Origin of the sequence: Prosthecobacter sp., assembly GCF_046154365.1 — a bacterium.
Taxonomy (GTDB): Bacteria; Verrucomicrobiota; Verrucomicrobiia; order Verrucomicrobiales; family Verrucomicrobiaceae; genus Prosthecobacter.
Genome location: NZ_JBJXFV010000189.1, coordinates 70,120 through 90,194, shown reverse-complemented (window position 1 = coordinate 90,194; position 20,075 = coordinate 70,120). Strand labels below are relative to the sequence as shown.

Below are 20,075 nucleotides of genomic sequence, written 5' to 3'. Positions count from 1 at the left end.
TCAACCGCACGCATGCGCTGGCAGCCGTGTGCCGTCACTTGCCCAAGCTGCTGTGGCAAGGGCTGGGACACCTGCTCGACGCAGCGCTGCGCAGCTTGAACGGCTGCTTCCAACGTGCCCGCTGCCTGATACGCCCAGGGCGCTCCAATCCGCGCACGCCTCGCGCCAAACGCATGGCGCCCACCGCATACAAAAACTTGTGATCGCCTTAACTTAACGACATTGATTCTGCATTCGTCATTTCCCGATGCCCCGCTCGCTCCACGACCTGACCTTCGACCACCTCCGCGAACTGATCGAGGCGGAAGGTCTGCGTCCGGCACATGCAGGCACACTTTGGAACACGCTGTACTTCAAAGCGCTGGCCGATCCACTCACACGCGAAGACTTGCTGCCCCCGCTGCGCCAATGGCTCACGAAAGTGCTCAGCGACGGCTCATGGACGCTCGACGTGCCGCCCGTGTCGTCCGACACGCCCAGCAGCGATGGTTTGACGCACAAATTCCTCCTGCGCATGGCCGACGCCCAGGAGATCGAGACCGTCATCATGGGCTACCCCGGTCGCCACACCGCCTGCGTCAGCACCCAGGCCGGTTGCGCGATGGGCTGCGTGTTCTGCGCCACGGGGCAGATGGGCTTCGTGCGGCATCTGCGTCCCGGCGAAATCGTCGCCCAAGTGCTGCATGCGCAGCGCATCCTGCGTGCGAAGGGCGAACGCGGCCTGCGCAACCTCGTCTTCATGGGCATGGGCGAACCACTGCACAACTACGACGCCGTGATGACCGCCCTCGACATAATTTGCGACACGCGCGGCCTCAACATCGGCCCCAGCAAGATCAGCGTCTCCACCGTCGGCGTCGTGCCCGGCATCCTGCGCATGGCGGCGGAGAATCGGCCCTACAACCTCGCCGTCAGCCTCCACGCCGCCACGGAGGAGGAACGCGCGAAATTGATTCCCGCCAACCAGCGCTGGCCGCTCGCCGAACTCATCGCCGCCTGCCGCAGCTACAACGCGCAAACCGGCCGCCGCATCTTCTTCGCATGGACCTTGATCCATGGCGTCAATGACACGCCCGAACACGCCCAACGCATCGCCGATTTGCTCCACGGCCTCGACGCCCACCTCAATCTCATCCCCCTCAACCGCACCGAGGGCTACACCGGCACCGAAAGCAGCGACACCGCCGCCGATGCCTTCCACCGCATCCTCCAGGACGCCGGTTTTCCCTGCACCATCCGCCAAAGACGCGGCATCGATGTCGCTGCTGGCTGCGGCCAACTCAAAGCGACCAAGCAATCGCGACGGAAGGCGGCTTGAGTTTGTGACACTTTGGGGACACCCGTAAATCATCCAGGCATTCGCTCTTTCCAGGACTTCATTCTCCCGCAGATTCAGAGAACCCACAGATTTTCAGCCCCCAATCTGCGGATTTTCTGAATCTGCGGGAATTTTGAGTTCCAGGAGTGCGCTTTTACTTTTGGCAAAGGAATAGTGGGGCAGAAGAATTTCTGATCTGAATCATTCCACTGCCCTTCATGAAAACTCCGTGAATCCAACGTGAATTCATCTCCACACACCCACCACCCGCTTGCCGCAGCAAGAAGCACGCCCGAGCATTGATGCCTCTTCATGCCTCTCCGCCTTCTCCTGCTCAATTTCATCGCCTGCGTCTGGTGCTGCACGCTGCTCGCCATGCGCATCCGCCTCGCCGGTCACACTTACTACAGCTTCATGGTGTGGAATCTCTTTCTCGCCGGCATCCCGCTCGCCCTCAGCCTCGCGTTGCCAAAAATACGCCGTGTGATATTCGCAGCGCCACTGCTCACGGCCTGGCTGCTGTTCTTCCCGAATGCACCCTACGTCCTCACCGACCTCATGCATCTGAACGAGCGCAACGGCAACGTGCCCAAGTGGCTCGATCTCCTGATGCTGCTCTCCTTTGGCCTCATCTCGCTCGCGTTCGGCTTCCAATCGCTGCAAATCGTCCAGCACTGGTTCACTCAACGTTTCTCGCGCATAACCGGCTGGTGCACGGCGCTGACCACGCTCGCGCTCAGCGGCTTCGGCATCTACCTCGGCCGCTTCCTGCGCTGGAACAGTTGGGACATCATCCATCGGCCCCACACGCTGCTCAATGACATCGCCATGCGTTTCGCCGATCCTCTCGACTACCCGCGCACCTGGGGCTGCACCCTCGGCTTCGGCACCCTGCTCATCTTCGCCTACCTGTTCTGGATTTCGGCGGCGCATGAGCATCGCAAACACGAGTGACCTGCTTCTTGGCGCTTCCTGCCTGAAGCAAGCCAGCGTTGCAGGCGGGGGAGTTCAATGTTCAATGTTCGATCTGGCTCCGTTGCAGCTTGGGAAGGTCTTGCAGCCATTGAGCGCTGAGGACGATCTGCTGGAGGAGATGCTGGCAGCGCGGCTCACGTCTTAAGCTCTCCAAATTCCACGCTTGGCATTCCAAGGACGATCCGTTACCATCCATCATCATGGCTACCCAAGAACTCTTTGCTCAAGCCGCCCGTCTTCCTGCGGAGGAACGGCGTTTTCTGGCTGAAATCATCTGGGAGACCGTCGATGCGGATTTGCCGGCGCAGTGGGACAACGACGCCACCATCGCCGCCGAGGTCGAGCGACGCTTCGAGGCGTTCAAAGCCGGACGTGAGCGCGGATTGAGCCACGACGAGGTGTTTGCCGCCGCCAAGGTTATTGCGGCATGAAGGTGATTTATTCGGAGCAGTTCCAGGCGGAGCTGTGCTGCGTCACCGGCCGCTACAGCGCCGAGGACAAGGCACTTGGTCGCCGTTTCGTCCAGACGGTCGAAAACGCGGCCATGGAGATTCAGGCGGACCCGCTGCGCTGGCGTGTCTTCGATGGCCGCGTGCGGCGCTGCCTCGTTCCCCGCTTCCCGTACATCATCTACTATCTGGTGGAGGCCGATCTGCTCTACTTCGGGGCCTTGCTGCACAGCGCACGCCACCCGGAAGCTTACCGCTCGTCGTTCACCGATCTGTAGGCAGCGCTGAACCGCAACGCGGTCCCGCCATGCAGCCCAGGAGTGGGCGCGCAGCGGCCTCTCCTGGGAAACCGGAGCCACCCCACCCTGAACAATCCCGGACGGCAACGCGGTCCCGTCACCGGGCGGCTGACGTTCATTGGTCCATGGGAGGCTCTTCATGTCATTTCCGGCCGAAGAAGGTCCGAGCCGCTGATATACACGCTAACGAGACGCTGATGAATCAAGTATCAAATTTCCAAACCTGCCAGCAGAGAGCCTGCACTGCGTTTTTGCGCTTCGGCAGTTGTAGAAATGCCACTTTAGCTTCATTCTGCCTTCGCCACCGTAGGATGAAAACCGAAACGTCATTTCCAATGCACTGCGTTCGTCACAAACTGCGTGCGCTCATTCCGTTGAGCATCGGCCTGGTGGTGATCATGCTAACAGTTCCAGCACGGGCCGCGCAAATCTTAACTTTGTCGAACGGCAACTACCTCGTCGTTGATCCTGACTACGATGCGCCGGGGCCAATCGCGAATGTGGGAGCAGTATCTCTCTACAGTGGCTCCTCGGGAGCGCTTATCAGCACGCTCACTGGCAGTTCCTCTGGTGATCAAATCGGAAGTGGCGGAGTTATGTTGCTGAGCACGACCGCCTATCTCGTGCAGAGTCCCGTTTGGGACAATGGTGCTGCTGCCAATGCTGGTGCGGTCACTTGGGGATCGAACAGTTCAGGCGTTAGCGGAGTAGTCTCAGCCGCTAACTCGCTGGTCGGCTCTACAGCCAGTGACTCTGTGGGCAGTGGCGGAATCACTCTGCTGAGCACAACGGCGTATCTCGTGTTAAGTCCAGTGTGGGACAACGGTGCTGTTCCAAGCGCAGGAGCGGTCACATGGGGATCGAACAGTGTTGGAGTGAAGGGCGAGGTTTCAGCAGCCAATTCACTGGTCGGCACCACAAACAGTGATTCCGTGGGCAGTGGCGGAATCACTGCGCTGAGCACCACCGCGTATCTCGTGCGAAGTCCGGTGTGGGACAACGGTGCTGTTCCCAGCGCAGGAGCGGTCACATGGGGATCGAACAGTGTTGGAGTGAAGGGCGAGGTTTCAGCGGCCAATTCACTGGTCGGCACCACAAACAGTGATTCCATGGGCAGTGGCGGAATCACTCTGCTGAGCACAACGGCGTATCTCGTGCTAAGTCCAGTCTGGGACAACGGTGCTGTTCCCAGCGCAGGAGCGGTCACATGGGGATCGAACAGTGTTGGAGTGAAGGGTGAGGTTTCAGCGGTCAATTCACTGGTCGGCACCACAAACAGTGATTCCGTGGGCAGTGGCGGAATCACTCTGCTGAGCACAACGGCGTATCTCGTGTTAAGTCCAGTGTGGGACAACGGCCTTGCCCCAAATGCAGGCGCGGTTAGTTGGGGATCGTACAACGTGGGCGTCAAAGGTGAGGTCTCCGCCGCCAACTCACTGGTGGGCTCTCACCCCAGTGACTCTGTGGGCAGCGGTGGAATCACGGCGTTGGGCACCACTGCCTACCTCGTGAACAGTCCCAGTTGGTGTTATGGAGCCGGAGCGCTCACCTGGGGTTCAAGCAGCTTCGGCGTCACCGGCGTGGTCTCTGCCGCCAACTCCGTCGTAGGATTCGAGAACGCAGTTCCTGAAATCGTCATTGAACAACCTACACTGACAAACATTACCGATGGTGGCAATCAAGATTTCGGCAGCCTCAATGTGGGGAGTGCTGGCAGTCTGACTTTCATCATCAAAAACACTGGAACCGATGACCTCGTGCTCACGAGTGCGCCACGGGTGGTAGTTACGGGTGCGGATGCGTCGATGTTCATCGTCACTGCACAGCCACCGTCACTGATTGTAACGAACGACTCAGCTACCTTCACCGTCCAGTTTGCTCCCACGAGCGGCGGCACGAAAAGCGCCATGCTGTCCATCACTAACAACGACAGCGACGAGAACCCGTTTGAAATCAATGTCACTGGAACTGGGACCGGAACCGTCTCGGACTGGCGGTTGGCTTACTTCGGCAGCGCTGCCAACAGTGGCGACGGTGCAGACCTCAATGACTATGACCTCGACGGCATTCCAAACATCCTAGAGTATGCTTTTGGCCTGAATCCCCAGCAACCGAGCAGCGGACAACTGCCGCAAGCGCAAATCACCGGCGGTAGTTTTGTGATGAGCTTCATAGAGCCACCTGGAGTCAGCGGCATCACGTATGGCGCGGAGTGGAGTGCGACGATGCAGCCAGATGACTGGCATCCCGCTACCGATTCCGGCACGTCACCGCAACATGTCTTCGGTGTCCCTATAGGCGCGGCCACTCAACTTTTTATGCGGCTAAAGGTCACCAGTTTGTGAAGCCTCTGACGATTGCAGCGCCAGCACTCGAGAAAAAACGTTTTGTCCATCAAGGCCAGCGCTCCCAGCATCATTCGCTGCGCGGCGCATGGACGGTGGCCGCCTTGGAGATCATGCAGACCTGCCCATGAACGCACCAACCGACATCCGTTTGGAATCAGCGGGACCGTTGGGATTCATCGTGCGTGGCACCTGGGCTTAGCCTGAAGGTGAGATCCGAAAACTGGATCATCATCCCGCAGATTCAGAAAACCCACAGATTCTCAGAAGGCAAAACAATCTGCGGGTTCTCTGAATCTGTGGGAGAAAGGGGTTTCGGGAGTCCCCTGAACACGGAACCGGGGGAGCGAGACAGACAGCCGCCAGGCCCCGCCCAACGGATCAAGCCGTGGCTTTAGCAGGCTTCCGCACTGCCGGTTTTAGCCGGCGGGTGGGGCGGGCGAAGAACAGGTTGTTGCGGTTGCCGAGGATCATGGGCAGATCGCCTTCGGTATCGTACTCAGCTTTGAGCCGGGCAGTGAGTTCGGCCATTTCTTCCGGGGTCAGGAGATGGAGGGGTTTGTTCATGTTTCAGAGTAATTCGCTTGGTTGATTAGATCAAATGGTTCGGCGCTTGGTTTCGAGCCTTGAGGCAAAGGTGGTGATCTCGGGCGCGTCCAAGGCGAACTGATCCTCAACGGGACAGCCAAGCTGAAGCGCATAAAAGGGCGCAGAGTCGGAGGTGGCCTCGCCCCAGACACGCTTGCAGCCAAGTGATTTGGCGATGATGCAGACGGCCTGTAGAATCTTGACGCCGACTCCTTTGATGTTCACGACTTTGCCGCAGATGGCAGGATGCACGAAGAGAAAGTCGATCACCAGATGATGGCACCAGGTGCGGCGAACCATCGCGCCGCCGAGGCTGGTGGGGAACCAGTCGGCGGTGACTTTGAGGTGGAAGCAACACTCGCCGCGCGGGTCGCTGTCGATCATCTGCCGAAGCCCTGACAGCGTTTGGGCAATGGCGGTGGTGTCGCGGTGGTGTCGCGGTAGTGCCGCCAGCGTTTCGCAGCGAGCAGCGTGAACTCACGCGCGTCGGCAGCGCGGGCCTGCATGGCAGGATCGCTTTCCAGCTCACGCGGCACGCGCCAGCGGGTGGCGGAGATGACATCGGCATTATCAGCGAGATCGAGCGTCACGATGGCAGGCCGGTCATCAAGGAAGACTGGAAACGTGATGGGAAGCGACGGCTGTGGCGTGGTGGGCATGGCAGGCGGGGTGCTGCGCGATTTTGATGCCGGACTGGATATGGCGCAATGGCGGTGATGGGTGAGTCGGTCGGGTAACGAGATACCATGCGTTTTGTCCTACACGGACAACGTTCCCCAACCATCCGCTGCGCATGGACGGTGTCTGCCGGCGAGATCATGCCGACCAGCGCATGAACACCCCAATCGACTGTTTCCAGGCGAAATGCGCCCCACGCCAAGTCCCGACCTTGAAAGGCCGGGCTGCCGGACGAACGTCGCTCTGCGACTCCAGCGAGTCCGATCCACTCATGTCCCACTACGATCCCAGCCGCGACCACCTGCTGCTCTTTGACGGCGTCTGCCATCTCTGCGATGCCGGCGTGCGCTTCATCGTACGCCACGATCCATCTGGCAAAATCAAGTTCGCGCCGATTCAGAGCCCGCTGGGCCGTGAACTCTACACCCGTCACGGTCTCGATCCCGAATCCCCCAACGCCATGCTGTTCATCACTCCGCATGGAGCCTTCCAGGCCAGCGACGCCGGTCTCGAAATCGCGCGAAGCCTCGGCGGCCTGTGGAAACTCGCCCTCATCTTCAAACCGCTGCCGCGTTTATTGCGCGATGCCGCTTATTACTTCATCGCCCGCAACCGCTACCGCTGGTTCGGCAAAGACGAGACCTGCATGATGCCGACCGCGGAGTTGAAGGAGCGAGTGGTTGGTTAAGCTGTGACCAAGCCGTAGCTGCCGCTTATCCCAAGCAAACGCAGCCACCAAATGCTGCGGCAACGCGGCAGCGTTCTGGAGTGCGCTTGTCCTCTAGGGAGGCGCTGATTAAAGCCACACCGCAGAGTTTGGAACGCCGCAGAGGATTGATCTGGCAGGTTTTCTCTGCGGCGTTCCTGCCTCTGCGGTGTTAAATCAGTGTTTCCCTAGCGCTTTTCGAGCGTCCTCATGCCTGCGCAAAGCGCCAGAGGGCTGGTGCACTCCAAGACGCTGCCGCGCTTTTAGTGATCCCGACTGCCTCACACTTACTTCTCGCGCACCCTAAACCTCGCGTGCTAAGCTCCCGCATGCAGCAGGCAGCCCCTTCCCCGACCTACACCCGTGAACGACTTGGTTTCGTGCGGGTGGCGGCGGTGTCGCCGGAACTGGTGCTGGGGAATGTGGGGAAGAATGTCGCGATCCTCGCGCGTGAGGCACGCTCGCTGGCGCATCATGGATGCAGGCTGGTGGTGTTCCCGGAACTGAGCCTCACGGGCTATTCCTGTGCAGATTTGTTTCATACTGAGGCGCTGCGAGCGGCTGCGGTGAACGGTTTGAGCGAACTGGCACAAGCGACGCATGATCTGCCGTCGGTTTTAGTCGTGGGACTGCCGCTGCTGGTGCAGGACCGGCTTTACAACGTGGCGGCGGTGCTGGCGAAAGGACGGGTGCTCGGGCTGGTGCCGAAATCGTTTCTGCCGAACTCATCCGAGTTCTACGAACGCCGCTGGTTCTCTCCCGCGCACACGCTGAGCGCAGCCGCGGTGCGACTGAATGGTGAGGACGTGCCCATTGGCGCGGAACTGCTGTTTGAGGCACAAGATGTGACCGGCTTCGTGCTCGGTGTCGAGATTTGCGAGGATTTGTGGACGGTGATTCCGCCGTCGAGCCATCTCGCGCTCGCGGGGGCCACACTGCTAGCGAATCCTTCGGCCAGCACGGAAGTTTTGGGCAAGGCACCGTATCGCCGTCATCTCGTGGCGCAGCAGGCGGCACGCTGTCTGGCGGCTTATGTCTATGCAGGAGCTGGAGCGGGTGAATCGAGCACGGACGTGGTTTATTCGGGGCATGGCATTATTGCGGAGAGCGGCATCATCCTCGGCGAGAGCGAGCGCTTTTCCTTCGAGACACGGCACATCGTTGCCGATGTCGATGTGCAGCATCTGACGCATGACCGGCTGAAAAGCTCCTCCTTCCGCGATGAGGCCAGCACGATGCCGATGCATCGCATTGCCTTTGATCTCGGCCCAGCTTGGGGTGGCGATGACAAACTGCTGCGCACGATCTCGGCGCATCCGTTCGTGCCTTCGGCCAAAGTGGATCGTGCGGCGGTTTGCGAGGAGATTTTCGCGATTCAGGCCACCGGACTGGCCCGCAGGCTCAAACAGGCACGCGCCAAGACGGCTGTGCTCGGCTTGTCAGGCGGACTCGACTCGACGCTGGCCTTGCTGGTGATGCTGGAGGCGTTGAAGCGTGCCGGAATGCCGATGACCGCAGCTTTGACGATCACCATGCCCGGATTCGGCACGACGACGCGCACGAAGGGCAATGCGGAGAAACTGGCCGAGGCGCTGAACATCGAACTGCGCACGATTTCGATCAACGAGGCGGTGCGACAGCATTTTGCCGACATCGGTCACTCCGAAACGCAGCACGACGCGACTTACGAGAACTCGCAGGCGCGTGAGCGCACGCAGATCCTCATGGACATCGCCAACAAGACCGGCGGCATCGTTGTGGGCACCGGCGATCTCTCCGAAGCAGCGCTGGGCTGGTGTACCTTCAATGGCGACCACATGTCGATGTATCATGTGAACTCCGGCGTGCCGAAGACGCTGGTGCGCTATCTCATCGAATGGTGCGCTGAAGGCCCGTTCGCTGACAAAGCGGGCGTGATCCTGCGCGACATCGCCGACACGCCGATCACGCCGGAGTTGCTGCCGCTCGCGGCGGATGCATCGCTGCAACAGAAGACCGAGGACACCATAGGACCGTATGAGTTGCATGACTTTTTCCTGTTCCACTTCGTGCGTCATGGCAGCAACGCGGAAAAAATCCGCTGGCTGGCCGCGCAGGCCTTTGCGGGCAAATACGACGACGAAACCATCGCCAAGTGGCTCGCGCTGTTCTTCAAACGCTTCGCGCAAAACCAGTTCAAGCGCTCTTCTGTGCCCGACGGCCCCAAAGTCGGCTCCGTGGCACTTTCGCCGCGTGGTGACTGGCGTATGCCGAGTGATTTTGCGGGAGAACTGGGGTAGGCACCGTTTTATTTAACCACTGACTGGCACTGACTTAACACTAACTTCTGAATCTGATCATCAGTGTCAGTCAGTGGTTCCAACATCTGCATCCCATGAAGCAATTCGCCGTTCTCCTCGCCCTACTTCTGCTCTGTGCCTGCTCGCGCAGCGACAAACTCATCATCGGCACGGATGCGACGTATCCGCCGTTCGAGTTCAAGGATGAAAACGGCCAGATCAGCGGCGTGGACATCGAACTGGGCCGTGAGATCGGCAAGGCGCTCGGACGTGAGGTGGAATTTCGCAACATCAGCTTCGAGGGCTTGCAACCGGGCTTGCAGACGGGTTCGCTCGACCTCGTCATCTCGTCGATGAGCGCCACGCCGGAGCGGCGCATGGCGATCGACTTTTCGGAGCCATATGTGAAGACCGGATTGTCGGTGCTGCTCGCCAAGGACTCGACGGTGTTGAAAACGGACGATTTAAAGACGCCAGGACGCAAGATCGTCACCCGCCTGGGCACTACGGGCGAAACCTGGGCGCGGGAGAACCTGAAGGACGCCAAGATCATCGCCCTCGACGCGGATGTGTCCTGCGTGATGGAGGTGGTGAACGGGAACGTGGATGCGTGGATTTATGACCAGGTTTCCATCATGAACTACCACGCCCGGCATGCGGAGAAGACACGCGCGCTGCTCGCCCCGCTGCGCGAGGAGGTGTGGGCCGTCGGTCTGCGACAGGGGCAGGACGAATTGAAGACGAAGGTAAACGAGGTGATCGCCCGCATGAAGCAGGACGGCAGCTTCAAACGCCTGGCCGATCGCTTCATGGCGAAGGAGCAGCAGATGATGGCGGCACAGGGGTTGCCGTTTGTGTTTGAGCTGAAGTGATGGCCGAATCAGGCCGCCACGAGTTCCACATCCCGCGTGACACGCACCGAGGCTGCGGGAAGCGCTTCTCCGCGTGACTGGCGATGCGCCACTTCATCTCGAATGATGCCGCAAAGGTCGGCATAGACCTGTTCGTCATTCGGACCGTGGCAAACGCCGCCAAAATAGAGGTCCGGGCAGTAACCGATGTAAAGCTCGTCCTCCTCCGACCAGCGGACGAAGCGGTGATAACGATCTTCGGCTTTCATGGTTCCAAGTTAATCACTTCTTGAGGGTTTGTGCAATGGCCTGAGCGATCTGCTTTTCCTGATAACGCTGCGCATCATCGCCTTCTCCGCCACTCAGCGTGATGATGCCTGGAAACACCTGATGCTTGAACTGCCGATGCGATCCTTTCTGCCGATCCAGCTCAAAACCTGCCCGATTCAGATCACTGATCAACTGGCGGATTTTGCGTGGCATAAGGTGCGGAAAAGTGAACGGTTATTTTGCCAAGGCGTGATCGTCAGGCTTCACGCCGGTTTTGTTGCCTTTGAAGCCGTACATCGTGGGCTGGTAGTCGCCGACGGGAGTGACATCGGCTTTCTCAGGGACTTCGATGCCGAGGCCCCAGAAGATGCCGTTGACGACGAGACGTCGGGTGCCTTCGATGGCGAGGTCGGTGGCGGCGCCCATGGTGGTGCAGAAGATTTTATTGTCAGTCCCGGCATCGTTTTTGACCACACGGGTCCAGGCGACGGACATCATGGGACTGTTCACGTCCTGCTCGACCTTGGCAGCAGTGGCTTTCTTGTAACTGGCCGGAGGCGTGTCAGCAGTCATGCCCTGGAGAATCTGACCGCGCACCAGGATGAGGGCGTCGGGGGGCGGAGCGGCTTCATAGACGTCGCTGTTGGCAAAGATGTCGCTTACGCCGCGCAGGATGGGATGACTGGCGTTGGCGGCTTCGATGATGCCCTTGGTGGCCTCGACTTTGTGTTTGCCCCAGTGGCTGACCCAGGTTTCGCCAAGGAATTTGCGACCCCAGCCGCCGTTGTTGCCGAAGTTCCAGGCGGCGAAGGGGCTGTCCTGCGGATAGCCGTTGAAGGCATGCGTGCTGGTGCGCAGGCCGATGATGGGAATGCCACGATGGACGGCGGCCTCGAATTTTTTGCTCGTGGCGTCATCCCAATGACGGAAGCGCAGCAGCATGACGATGGCGTCGGCAGAAGCGAGCGCCTCGGGATGGCTGAGGCTGGCTCCGGCGGTGGGATCAATCGTACCATCGGCTCCGAGGCTGAACAGCACCGTGCATTTGAAGCCATGGCGCTGGCTCAGGAGCTTGCCGAGCATGGGCATGGCCTCTTCGCTGCGGTATTCTTCATCACCGGCGAGCAACACGATGTGTTTGCCTTTGGCTTCACCCGCAGGTTCATAGACGACGTGGTCAGCGGCACGCAGGCCGGACGCAACGAGAGCGAGGGTGATGAATGGAAGAATGAAATGTTTCATGGTGGTAGGCTTGAACGGGCGGAGGATGAGACATACGCGGATGAATGCCAGCCATTTCCTTTGAACTGCGACCGGCGTAGAATGAATCGCCTTCCCCATCCTCATGATCCCCAAATTTCCTCTCATCCTCACGCTGATCATCGCTGGCCTGCTGTCCTGGCTCTGGCTCACCGATCATGTGTTCCGCTCCGGCGGCCTCATGATTCTGACGCCGCTGTGGCTGCTGTTGATGGGGTTGTGGTGGGCTTTGCATCGAAGCGGCGTGCGCTTGAAACGGCTGGGGCTGTTCGTGCTGGGATTTGTCGCGGTGATGGCCACCTTCCGCTTTTTGATTCGCTATGAAGGCTCCGCCGATGGCTCGGCGTTGCCGAGTCTGACATGGCGCTGGCAAAAGAGGACGATGCTGCCCGCATTGCACAACATCGCGGGTGATGCGACGGCGATCTCGACTGCATCTGTGGGTGTGGCTGACATGCCGCGCTTTCTCGGTGCCGAGGGCGACGGCGTGCTGCCGGAACCTGGCTGGCAGACGGACTGGAAGGCGCATCCGCCGCGCGAAGTGTGGCGCAGTGCGATGGGAGATGGCTGGTCCGGCTTTGCCGTGGTGGGCAATCGTGCGATCACGCAGGAACAGCGCGGTGAAGAGGAATGCGTGACGTGTTATGACATCACCACGGGCAAACTGCTATGGTCACATGCGGATGCGGTGCGATTTGATGAAGCGATGGGTGGCATCGGGCCGCGTGCGACGCCCACGGTGGATGTGGCGAAGGGCGTGGTGTTCACCCTCGGTGCCACAGGCCTGCTCAACTGCCTTGATGTGGTGACTGGTGTGTCACGCTGGAGTCATGCGGTAATGCAGGACACGAACGCCGCCGGCCATCTGCAGTGGGCCCAGAGTTCATCACCGCTCATCGTGGGTGACTTCGTTGTTTGCAGCGGTGGTGAGAAGGGTTCCTCACTCATCGCCTATCGTTGTGATGATGGGCAAATCGCATGGCGGGCGGGAAACGACGGCGGCAGTTACAGTTCGCCTGTGCGCATGACGCTGGCAGGGCGCGAGCAGATCGTGAACGTGAACAATGCTTCCGTCACCGGCCACGATCCGGCCACAGGTGTGGTGTTGTGGAGCTTTGACTGGCCGGGGGCTTTTCCCAAAGTCGCGCAGCCGGTGCAGACCGCGCCTGATCGTGTGCTGGTGACATCCAGCTATGGTTTGAAAAGCCATATGCTGGAAATCAAGGCCGACGCCAGTGGCAAGCTGATCTGCTCGCCGGTGTGGAGCGGCAGTGCTCCGCGCACGAAGTTCAGCAGCGCGAGCGTGTTTGGCACGCATGGCTATGCCATTGATGAAGGCACGCTGTGCTGTGTCGATCTAGCCTCCGGTGAGCGCGGCTGGCGCGAAGGACGCTATGGCTTTGGGCAGCAGATTCGGGTGGGCAGGCAATGGCTGCTGATCCAGGCGGAGAAAGGCTTCGTGGCATTGATCAAGCCCAATCCCGAACGCCTGGAGGAAGTGTCGCGCCTCGAAGCGCTGAGTGCCAAGACCTGGAATCCACCCACCTTGGCGGGACGCTGGCTGCTGGTGCGCAATGACCGCGAAGCGGTGTGCTTTGAGCTGCCGACGAAGTGATGCAGAGCAGCGCCTTACCAAACGCGATTCAAAAAGCGTCCGACGAAACCTCTGGCTGAGTTCGGCTTGGAGTAACGCTGACCGTCGCCAGCGAGTTCCGGCTCAACCTGCAGCGGGCCTTTGTGATCGATCACCTTGATGGATTTGACCTCGATACGGGCGACGGGGCAGTCGTTGGCATCCACCGGCATGAGTGAGATGCGTTTGATGGCATCCAGCCCGGAAACCACCTGACCGAAGACGGTGTACTTATTGTCGATAGACGCATAGTTACCCAGGGTGATGTAGAACTGCGAGCCGTTCGAACGGCGCTCTGGATTGACCGAGTCGGCCCGGCGTGCCATCGCCACGGCACCGATGCGATGCGGACGCTTGATTTCGGCGGGAAGCGTCTTGTCCTCGCCCCCGGTACCCCATTTTTCACGGGCGGATTCATCCGACGTGAGCGGATCGCCGGTTTGGACCAGGAAACTCTCGATGGCGCGATGGAAGGCGAGACCATTGTAGAAACCGCTGTCGCAGCGATCAATGAAACTGTTGACGGTCTGCGGCGCATCATTTGAGTACAGCTCAATCATGACCGTGTCCTTCATGCCGCCAAAGGCGACCTCCATGACCGCAATCTTGTGCGTTGATTCTTTCGTCCAGAGCGAGGGGTCTTCTGGTCGCGGGGAAGGCAGGCGCAGCGAATTGGACGTGGATGTGACGGAACTTTTTGTGCTGGAGGCACCGCCAGCTTTGTCCACCGACTGGTACAGTGATTTCTGCGCTTCCTCGGCCAGTTTTTCGACCTCGGTCGCAGGTGACGCCGGGACCACAGGTGCGCCACCGGGCAGGAGCATCTTGGGGGCATTCAACTGCTGGGCGTTCAAAGCGGCACAGCAGCCAATGGCGAGGAGGCAGGTCAGGAGCGGGGTCTTCACGTGGCGTTCGCGTTGAAGGGGGGATAAGATGAACTGCTAGCGCAGAGTGGACGGGATCGTCGGACTGATCGGTGCGCGGTTTGGCGCAGGTGCCGGGGCTGGTGCAGCTACGGGAGCGGCAGGAGCCGCAGGTGCGGCTGGCATCGGCTGGGAAATCTCGTTCCTGGCATTGTATTGATACTTTAATTTGGGATTGCCGCGCGTTTTGCGTGCGGGCAGGCCCCAGCTCACATCATAGGCGTCCTGCTGGGAGACCGTGGGTTCGCGAGAGTCAGCATGCACAAAGGCACCACAGGAAGTCAGGGTGGTCGAGGCAAGCAGAGCGGCAAAAAGGAGGCGCAGAGATGTCATTGTTTGGCAGGATTGAATTCTAAAGTGACCGCGATACTAGGCGGTGTGGTTGTGGCTGGCAAGATGGAAGTCTGACCCACCCGGCAGCACGTCGGTTCAAATTCCACGAACGAGGCGCACCGCCACATGATCGGTGCCGGGCAGGATGTGCTTGCGCAGTTCAATGGTGACACCGGAGACCTTGAATTCATCCAGCACACAGGCCGCCATCTCGGCAGCGAGGGTTTCGATCAACTGGCGCGGCCGTTCGACGGCTAGCGCCTGAAGCCGGGCGGCAACGGCGGCGTAATCAACGGTGGCGGCAATATCATCGTTCATCGACTCGAAGCGGCCGGCAAGGCGAATGGCAACATCGGCCTCCAGCACCTGGCTGGCAGCACGCTCCGCCTCGGGAACGCCGATGTGCGTGGTCAGACGCAGGGCGGAAATGCGGATTTCATCGGGCGGATTCATGCGGAGATCATGGCACAAGTCCGCGGCGCACGCATTCGTTGATGAGAATGCGGGTGGGGATGTTTAAATCCACCCGCAAGGCATCGGCCAGCGGCAGCCATTGAAACGCCTGCGCTTCTTCGTTCAAGACAACCTGTGGCGCTTCATCCTGGCAACGCGCCACATAGTTAAGCAGCAGAAAATGCGCGGAACGTTGGAACTCCGGCGGCTCGATGCAGTCCTGCACCATGACAAATTCAATGTTGCTCAACTTGAGTGTCGTTTCCTCGGTGATCTCGCGGATCAACGCCTGCTCGCAACTCTCACCGCGTTTGATTTTGCCACCAGGGATGCCCCAGCGATGACTCCATTTGTGCGTGCGAATCAGCAGCAGCTCCCCTGCCCGGTTCAAGATGAGCGCACCCACGGTGGCAACGGGATGACCGACATCACGCACCTCCAAACCACCGAGCAAGGTGGGCAGCCGTGCGAGGTCCTGCACCAGCATGTCAGGCGATGCCGTCAGCAGCACTTCCGCGCTCTCGTAACCCGTGCAGGTGGCGATCGTGACGACCCCGGCGGCCTTGCCTGCGTCGATGTCATGACGCATATCGCCGATAAAGGCGGTTTCAGCGGCCTGCATGTCGAGTTCGGCCAGAAGGGTGTGAATCTCTGTGCGTTTGTCGATGACGCCGCAGCGCATGACCTCAAACGCATCCCGCACGCCGAGCGCCTGCGCCTGAGCCGCCACATGCTGCATGGGCGCACTGCTGAGCACCACCATACGCCGTCCCGTGGCGGCGGCGTAGCGGATGAACTCGGCCGCATGCGGCAGCAGTTCCACACCTTCATGCACATGCGGAAAATGCGCGAGATAGAGCCGCTGCAACTCCTCCAGCGAGACCCCAGGCAACATTTCCTCGAAAAACTCGGTGTAGGGCAGCCGAAAGCGCGCCTTAAACTCCTCGCGCGTCAGTTCCGCACGTCCGGCGGCGCCCAGCATGCCATTCACGGCACGCAGGACGCTGGGGAGGTCATCCGCCAGCGTGCCGGACCAGTCGAGCAGGAGGTTCCGAATCATGCGCGGCGCATTAGCTGCGGCGACAGAGCTTTGCAAACTGCCATGCGCATTCAGCGCCTGCGACGCAGCATCAGCATGCCCGCCAGCCCCAGCAGCAGGGCGCTGCCCGGCTCAGGCACGGGCGTGACCACAAAATTGATGCAGTACTCAATCTGTTCCGAACCTTCCTGCACCCAGAACGTGTAGTCCCCAGGCCCAATCGGCCCGTCAAATCCGGTGCCGCCAAACATCGGTCCGGCGTCGAGGATGGCCATCAGGTCGGTATAGGTGTTGCCAAAACCATCCAGTTCCTCGGTCCACAAGCCGTTGCTCAGATGCTGTGAGGGATCGCTCATGTTGATCGTCGTGGCGTCGTCAATCGCCATGAAGGAATCAAGTCCCGAAGTGGGTGCCGAATAACTCGCTAAGCTGATGCCCGTCAGATAGTAACCTGCGGCGATCGTGAACGTCCAGACATCGGCATCCAGCGGCCCCACCCCGCCCAGGCTGCCCATGGTGCCCTCGATCAAGTTGGAGCCTTCCGTGAACAGGATGAAAGTCGGCGCGTTACCGACGTTCGACAGCTCGCCATTGATCATTTCATTCCAGTTCAACGCCTTCGCCGTGCCGAAAGGCAGGACTAGGACAGCAAGCATCGTGACAAGACTTTGGTATGACATCTTGTAATAATTATACAAATTATAACCATTATTGTCAACATGGCTTGTTGATTTCTTTCTCTAAACCTTCGCCTCAACGATTTCAGGCTCGACTGCTGCTCCTGTTGAACTCCGGTTCTGAATTCATGGCTACTCCCCGCTCTTCGGATCAAACGCATCACGCAGGCCGTCGCCGAGGAAGTTGAGGGCGAGGAGGCTGGCGGACATGAGGAGGGCGGGGAAGACGAGAAGCCACCATTTGCTTTCGAGCGGGTTGATGACCTGCGCACCGTCTTTGAGCAGCGAACCCCAGCTTGCAGCGGGGTCTTCGATGCCGAGGCCAAGGAAGCTGAGGAAGGATTCGTCGAGGATGACGGCGGGAATGGTCAGCGTGAGGTAGGTGAGGATGATGGTGCTCAGGTTTGGCAGCAGATGACGACGCAGCACGCCCCAAGGGCTCTGCCCCATCGCACGGGAGGCGGTGACGAAGGTCATCTCCCGCAGCACGAGCACCTGACCTCGCACGATGCGGGCCATGGTGAGCCATTCGACGAGTCCGAGGGACACGATCATCACCAACACCTTGGAATAAGCCTTCCAGTCGCTCATGGTGGCGGCGAGGTTGGGCGAGTTGTTCTTCTGCGCGAGCAAGCGCCAGCCATCGATCCACTCCTTCACATAATCATCGAGCGCGGCGATGAGGATCATGATGAACAGGATGCGCGGCACGGATTGCAGCACTTCGACGGTGCGCATCATCAGGGCATCGACACGACCACCCGCGTAGCCGCTGATCATGCCGTAGAGCGTGCCGATCACGAGACTGATGAGCGCTCCGACCAGACCAACGCCGAGCGAGACACGCGCACCGGCCAGCAGGCGGTAAAGCATGTCCTGGCCGTTGACGTCCGTGCCGAGGAAATGCTGCGCCGAAGGCGGCACGAACGAGGCACTGCTGGTGACTTTCAGCGCCTCGGGCAGCAGCATCGGCACGACAATGGCGATGAGCGACAATCCGGCGAGAAAACCAAGCGCGATGAGCGCCGCGCGATTGCGCTTGAGGATCTGCCAGCCATCGGGCCGGGCAATTCGGGCTGGAGCGGCGGCATCAGGCATAAAGTTTGATGCGTTTGTCCAGCAGCGTGTAGAGCACGTCCACGAACAGGTTGAAGAGCACGAGCAGCACGCAGTAAACGATGACAGCACCGCCGAGCAGGAAGACATCGCGATTCTGAATCGAGTTCACGAAGATCATGCCGGCCCCGGAGATGTTGAAGACGCTCTCGACGATCATCGAGCCGGTCAGCAAGTGCGCTGCGAGCGGGCCGAGAAAGGTCACGACGGGCAGAATCGCCACTTTGACGGCATGTCTGGCCACCGCCTGTGTTTCGGTGAGTCCTTTGGCACGAGCGGTGCGCAGGAAGTCGCTTTTCAAGACATCGAGCAGGCTGTTGCGCATCAACCGGGCGACGTAGGCGATGTAGGGTGCGGCGAGGCAGATCGCGGGCAGAATCATCTGCTGCAACGTCCCCCAACCGCCGACCGGCAGCCAACCGAGCCAGAGTGCGACCACAGCAATCAAAAACGGGCCGCTGACGAATGAAGGAATCGAGATGGACAGCAGCGCGCCGAACATGGCCGAGCGGTCGATCCAGGTGTCCTTCTTCATTGCCGCGACACTGCCGAGGAAGACGCCGGCACAGCTCGCGATGACGAAAGCCAACGAGCCAAGCGCGAAGGAGTTCGGCATTTTCTGCCGCAGCAGCTCAGAAACACGCCAGTCGCGATAACGCGTGGACAAACCGAGATCGAAGCGCACGAGAGAGCCGACATAGGCGGTGTATTGCTCCCACACGGTGCCGTTGAGCTTGTAGCGCGTGAGCAGCGCCTCCTTGATGTGCGGCGGCGGTTCCTTTTCCTTGTCAAACGGGCCGCCCTTCGTGATCCGTGCGAGCACAAACGTGATCGAGATCACGCAGAAGATCACGATCACGCTGCTGAAGGCGCGGCGGAGGAGGAAGCTGAACATTGGGAAAATGTCGAATGACGAAGGCGGAATGTCGAATGCTCAATCAGGCGAGCCACCACGCAAAGCTGCCGCTGGGCACAGGCAAAACGTTCGCGGCACCGCGAAGCTGCATTTCGCCGTGCTCCACTTTGCCGCCGTTGCGACCGAATTGCTGGAGCAACATGTGATGCAGCGAAAGGGGCGTCAGTTCCGGGGTATGGCAGGACAGCAACACGCCGAGCGGCTGGGGAGACATGAGTTTGCCGAGCAGCGAGAGCAACGGCGGCAAATCGTTTTCGATTTTGAAGACCTCGCCCTTCGCGCCACGGCCGTAACTGGGTGGATCGAGGATGAGCAGGTCGTACTGGCGTTCGCGACGCAGTTCGCGCTCCAGGAACTTCGTCACATCATCGACGATCCAGCGCACAGGTTTTTCTTCGAGACCGTTCAGCCCGGCGTTCTTGCGTGCCCAATCAACCATGCCTTTCGAGGCGTCCACATGGCAGACCTCCGCACCGGCCAGCGCACCAGCCAACGTGCTGCCGCCGGAGTAAGCAAACAAATTGAGCACACGAGCGGGGCGGCCATGGCGCTTGGCATATTCCGCACACGTTTCGCGAATGCGCCGCCACTGATCGCGCTGCTCGGGAAAGATGCCGAGGTGGCCGAAGTCGGTCGAGCTGAGCTGGAACTTCGTGCCATCGACCTCGATGGTCCAGGTTTCGGGAAGTTTGTCGCGCCCACGCCATTGATTGCCGCCATCGCGGAAGAAGGTGGCGGTCACCTTTTGCCATTCGGCTTTAGGAAGGCTCTGCTGCCAGACGGCCTGGGCACAGGGCCGTGAGAGCACGACGCTGCCAAAGCGCTCCAGCTTCTGGAAAGCGCCGCTGTCGAGGAGTTCATAGCCGTTGGGATCAGACATGGGATGACCACGCTCATGGCCTCAAATCGGGATTGAATCAACGAACGTCTTTAATCTTGTCAGCGCAGAGGGCAGTCGTTAGCTTTC

24 protein-coding genes are annotated in these 20,075 nt (G+C 60.0%); 10 read left to right on the top strand and 14 right to left on the bottom strand.

Annotated features, from left to right (window positions below):
- The 6 genes from ACKVY0_RS25000 to ACKVY0_RS24975 all read left to right on the top strand — a co-directional run.
- On the top strand, positions 1–203 hold a 203-nt coding region (locus ACKVY0_RS25000; RefSeq protein WP_409213553.1), incomplete at its 5' end, for a hypothetical protein.
- 44 nt (positions 204–247) lie between these two features.
- Positions 248–1,318: a 23S rRNA (adenine(2503)-C(2))-methyltransferase RlmN gene (gene rlmN / locus ACKVY0_RS24995; protein WP_409217588.1), complete on the top strand. Its 1,071-nt coding sequence runs from the start codon at positions 248–250 to the stop codon at positions 1,316–1,318.
- 312 nt (positions 1,319–1,630) lie between these two features.
- Positions 1,631–2,272, top strand: coding sequence for a DUF1361 domain-containing protein (locus ACKVY0_RS24990; protein ID WP_409217587.1), 642 nt, complete (start codon positions 1,631–1,633; stop codon positions 2,270–2,272).
- 221 nt (positions 2,273–2,493) lie between these two features.
- Positions 2,494–2,724, top strand: coding sequence for an addiction module protein (locus ACKVY0_RS24985; protein ID WP_409217586.1), 231 nt, complete (start codon positions 2,494–2,496; stop codon positions 2,722–2,724).
- Positions 2,721–3,020, top strand: a complete 300-nt coding sequence (locus ACKVY0_RS24980; protein WP_409217585.1) for a type II toxin-antitoxin system RelE/ParE family toxin — start codon at positions 2,721–2,723, stop codon at positions 3,018–3,020. Before ACKVY0_RS24985 ends, ACKVY0_RS24980 begins: the two co-directional genes overlap by 4 nt.
- A gap of 146 nt (positions 3,021–3,166) precedes the next feature.
- A complete protein-coding gene (locus ACKVY0_RS24975) occupies positions 3,167–5,386 on the top strand; it encodes a choice-of-anchor D domain-containing protein (protein WP_409217584.1) in 2,220 nt (739 codons plus the stop codon).
- Positions 5,387–5,767: 381 nt separating this feature from the next.
- Here the strand turns inward: ACKVY0_RS24975 and ACKVY0_RS24970 are convergent, their stop codons facing one another.
- The 3 genes from ACKVY0_RS24970 to ACKVY0_RS24960 are packed head-to-tail and all read right to left on the bottom strand — an operon-like array spanning position 5,768 to position 6,633.
- The gene (locus tag ACKVY0_RS24970; RefSeq protein ID WP_409217583.1) at positions 5,768–5,953 is read right to left on the bottom strand and encodes a hypothetical protein; all 186 of its coding nucleotides are present in this window, start codon (positions 5,951–5,953) and stop codon (positions 5,768–5,770) included.
- 30 nt (positions 5,954–5,983) lie between these two features.
- Positions 5,984–6,358: a hypothetical protein gene (locus ACKVY0_RS24965; RefSeq protein WP_409217582.1), complete on the bottom strand. Its 375-nt coding sequence runs from the start codon at positions 6,356–6,358 to the stop codon at positions 5,984–5,986.
- A complete protein-coding gene (locus ACKVY0_RS24960) occupies positions 6,355–6,633 on the bottom strand; it encodes a hypothetical protein (RefSeq protein WP_409217581.1) in 279 nt (92 codons plus the stop codon). Before ACKVY0_RS24960 ends, ACKVY0_RS24965 begins: the two co-directional genes overlap by 4 nt.
- 173 nt (positions 6,634–6,806) lie before the next feature.
- Between ACKVY0_RS24960 and ACKVY0_RS24955 the strand changes: the two genes are divergently transcribed.
- The 3 genes from ACKVY0_RS24955 to ACKVY0_RS24945 all read left to right on the top strand — a co-directional run bounded on the left by ACKVY0_RS24955 (position 6,807) and on the right by ACKVY0_RS24945 (position 10,509).
- Entirely contained in the window at positions 6,807–7,340 is a 534-nt protein-coding gene (locus ACKVY0_RS24955; protein ID WP_409217580.1) for a thiol-disulfide oxidoreductase DCC family protein, read from the top strand.
- 347 nt (positions 7,341–7,687) lie between these two features.
- A complete protein-coding gene (locus tag ACKVY0_RS24950) occupies positions 7,688–9,637 on the top strand; it encodes an NAD(+) synthase (RefSeq protein WP_409217579.1) in 1,950 nt (649 codons plus the stop codon).
- Between the two features lie 95 nt (positions 9,638–9,732).
- Positions 9,733–10,509 carry a transporter substrate-binding domain-containing protein gene (locus ACKVY0_RS24945; protein ID WP_409217578.1) on the top strand — a complete coding sequence of 259 codons (777 nt, stop codon included), beginning with the start codon at positions 9,733–9,735 and terminating at the stop codon, positions 10,507–10,509.
- Positions 10,510–10,517: 8 nt separating this feature from the next.
- Here the strand turns inward: ACKVY0_RS24945 and ACKVY0_RS24940 are convergent, their stop codons facing one another.
- From ACKVY0_RS24940 to ACKVY0_RS24930, 3 genes are read right to left on the bottom strand one after another with little or no spacing between them, the layout of a single operon-like run.
- Positions 10,518–10,757, bottom strand: a complete 240-nt coding sequence (locus tag ACKVY0_RS24940; RefSeq protein WP_409217577.1) for a pilus assembly protein HicB — start codon at positions 10,755–10,757, stop codon at positions 10,518–10,520.
- Positions 10,758–10,770: 13 nt separating this feature from the next.
- Complete coding sequence (locus ACKVY0_RS24935) at positions 10,771–10,971, bottom strand: type II toxin-antitoxin system HicA family toxin (protein ID WP_409217576.1); 201 nt, start codon at positions 10,969–10,971, stop codon at positions 10,771–10,773.
- Between the two features lie 21 nt (positions 10,972–10,992).
- The gene (locus ACKVY0_RS24930) at positions 10,993–12,000 is read right to left on the bottom strand and encodes a ThuA domain-containing protein (protein ID WP_409217575.1); all 1,008 of its coding nucleotides are present in this window, start codon (positions 11,998–12,000) and stop codon (positions 10,993–10,995) included.
- A 103-nt stretch (positions 12,001–12,103) separates the two neighbouring features.
- On the opposite strand from ACKVY0_RS24930, the gene ACKVY0_RS24925 reads away from it, so the two are divergent.
- Positions 12,104–13,633, top strand: a complete 1,530-nt coding sequence (locus ACKVY0_RS24925) for a PQQ-binding-like beta-propeller repeat protein (RefSeq protein WP_409217574.1) — start codon at positions 12,104–12,106, stop codon at positions 13,631–13,633.
- A 14-nt stretch (positions 13,634–13,647) separates the two neighbouring features.
- Here the strand turns inward: ACKVY0_RS24925 and ACKVY0_RS24920 are convergent, their stop codons facing one another.
- From ACKVY0_RS24920 to ACKVY0_RS24885, 8 genes are all read right to left on the bottom strand, one after another.
- On the bottom strand, positions 13,648–14,556 hold the full coding sequence (locus ACKVY0_RS24920; protein ID WP_409217573.1) for a peptidylprolyl isomerase: 909 nt from the start codon (positions 14,554–14,556) through the stop codon (positions 13,648–13,650).
- Between the two features lie 36 nt (positions 14,557–14,592).
- Positions 14,593–14,907, bottom strand: coding sequence for a hypothetical protein (locus ACKVY0_RS24915; RefSeq protein WP_409217572.1), 315 nt, complete (start codon positions 14,905–14,907; stop codon positions 14,593–14,595).
- Positions 14,908–15,003: 96 nt separating this feature from the next.
- Positions 15,004–15,360: a dihydroneopterin aldolase gene (locus tag ACKVY0_RS24910; protein WP_409217571.1), complete on the bottom strand. Its 357-nt coding sequence runs from the start codon at positions 15,358–15,360 to the stop codon at positions 15,004–15,006.
- Between the two features lie 7 nt (positions 15,361–15,367).
- Positions 15,368–16,420: an NUDIX domain-containing protein gene (locus tag ACKVY0_RS24905; protein WP_409217570.1), complete on the bottom strand. Its 1,053-nt coding sequence runs from the start codon at positions 16,418–16,420 to the stop codon at positions 15,368–15,370.
- A gap of 50 nt (positions 16,421–16,470) precedes the next feature.
- Complete coding sequence (locus ACKVY0_RS24900; RefSeq protein WP_409217569.1) at positions 16,471–17,079, bottom strand: PEP-CTERM sorting domain-containing protein; 609 nt, start codon at positions 17,077–17,079, stop codon at positions 16,471–16,473.
- Positions 17,080–17,208: 129 nt separating this feature from the next.
- Entirely contained in the window at positions 17,209–18,174 is a 966-nt protein-coding gene (locus tag ACKVY0_RS24895; protein WP_409217568.1) for an ABC transporter permease, read from the bottom strand.
- Complete coding sequence (locus tag ACKVY0_RS24890) at positions 18,167–19,087, bottom strand: ABC transporter permease (protein WP_409217567.1); 921 nt, start codon at positions 19,085–19,087, stop codon at positions 18,167–18,169. Before ACKVY0_RS24890 ends, ACKVY0_RS24895 begins: the two co-directional genes overlap by 8 nt.
- 43 nt (positions 19,088–19,130) lie before the next feature.
- Entirely contained in the window at positions 19,131–19,988 is an 858-nt protein-coding gene (locus tag ACKVY0_RS24885) for a class I SAM-dependent methyltransferase (RefSeq protein ID WP_409217566.1), read from the bottom strand.
- Between the last annotated feature and the right edge of the window lie 87 nt (positions 19,989–20,075).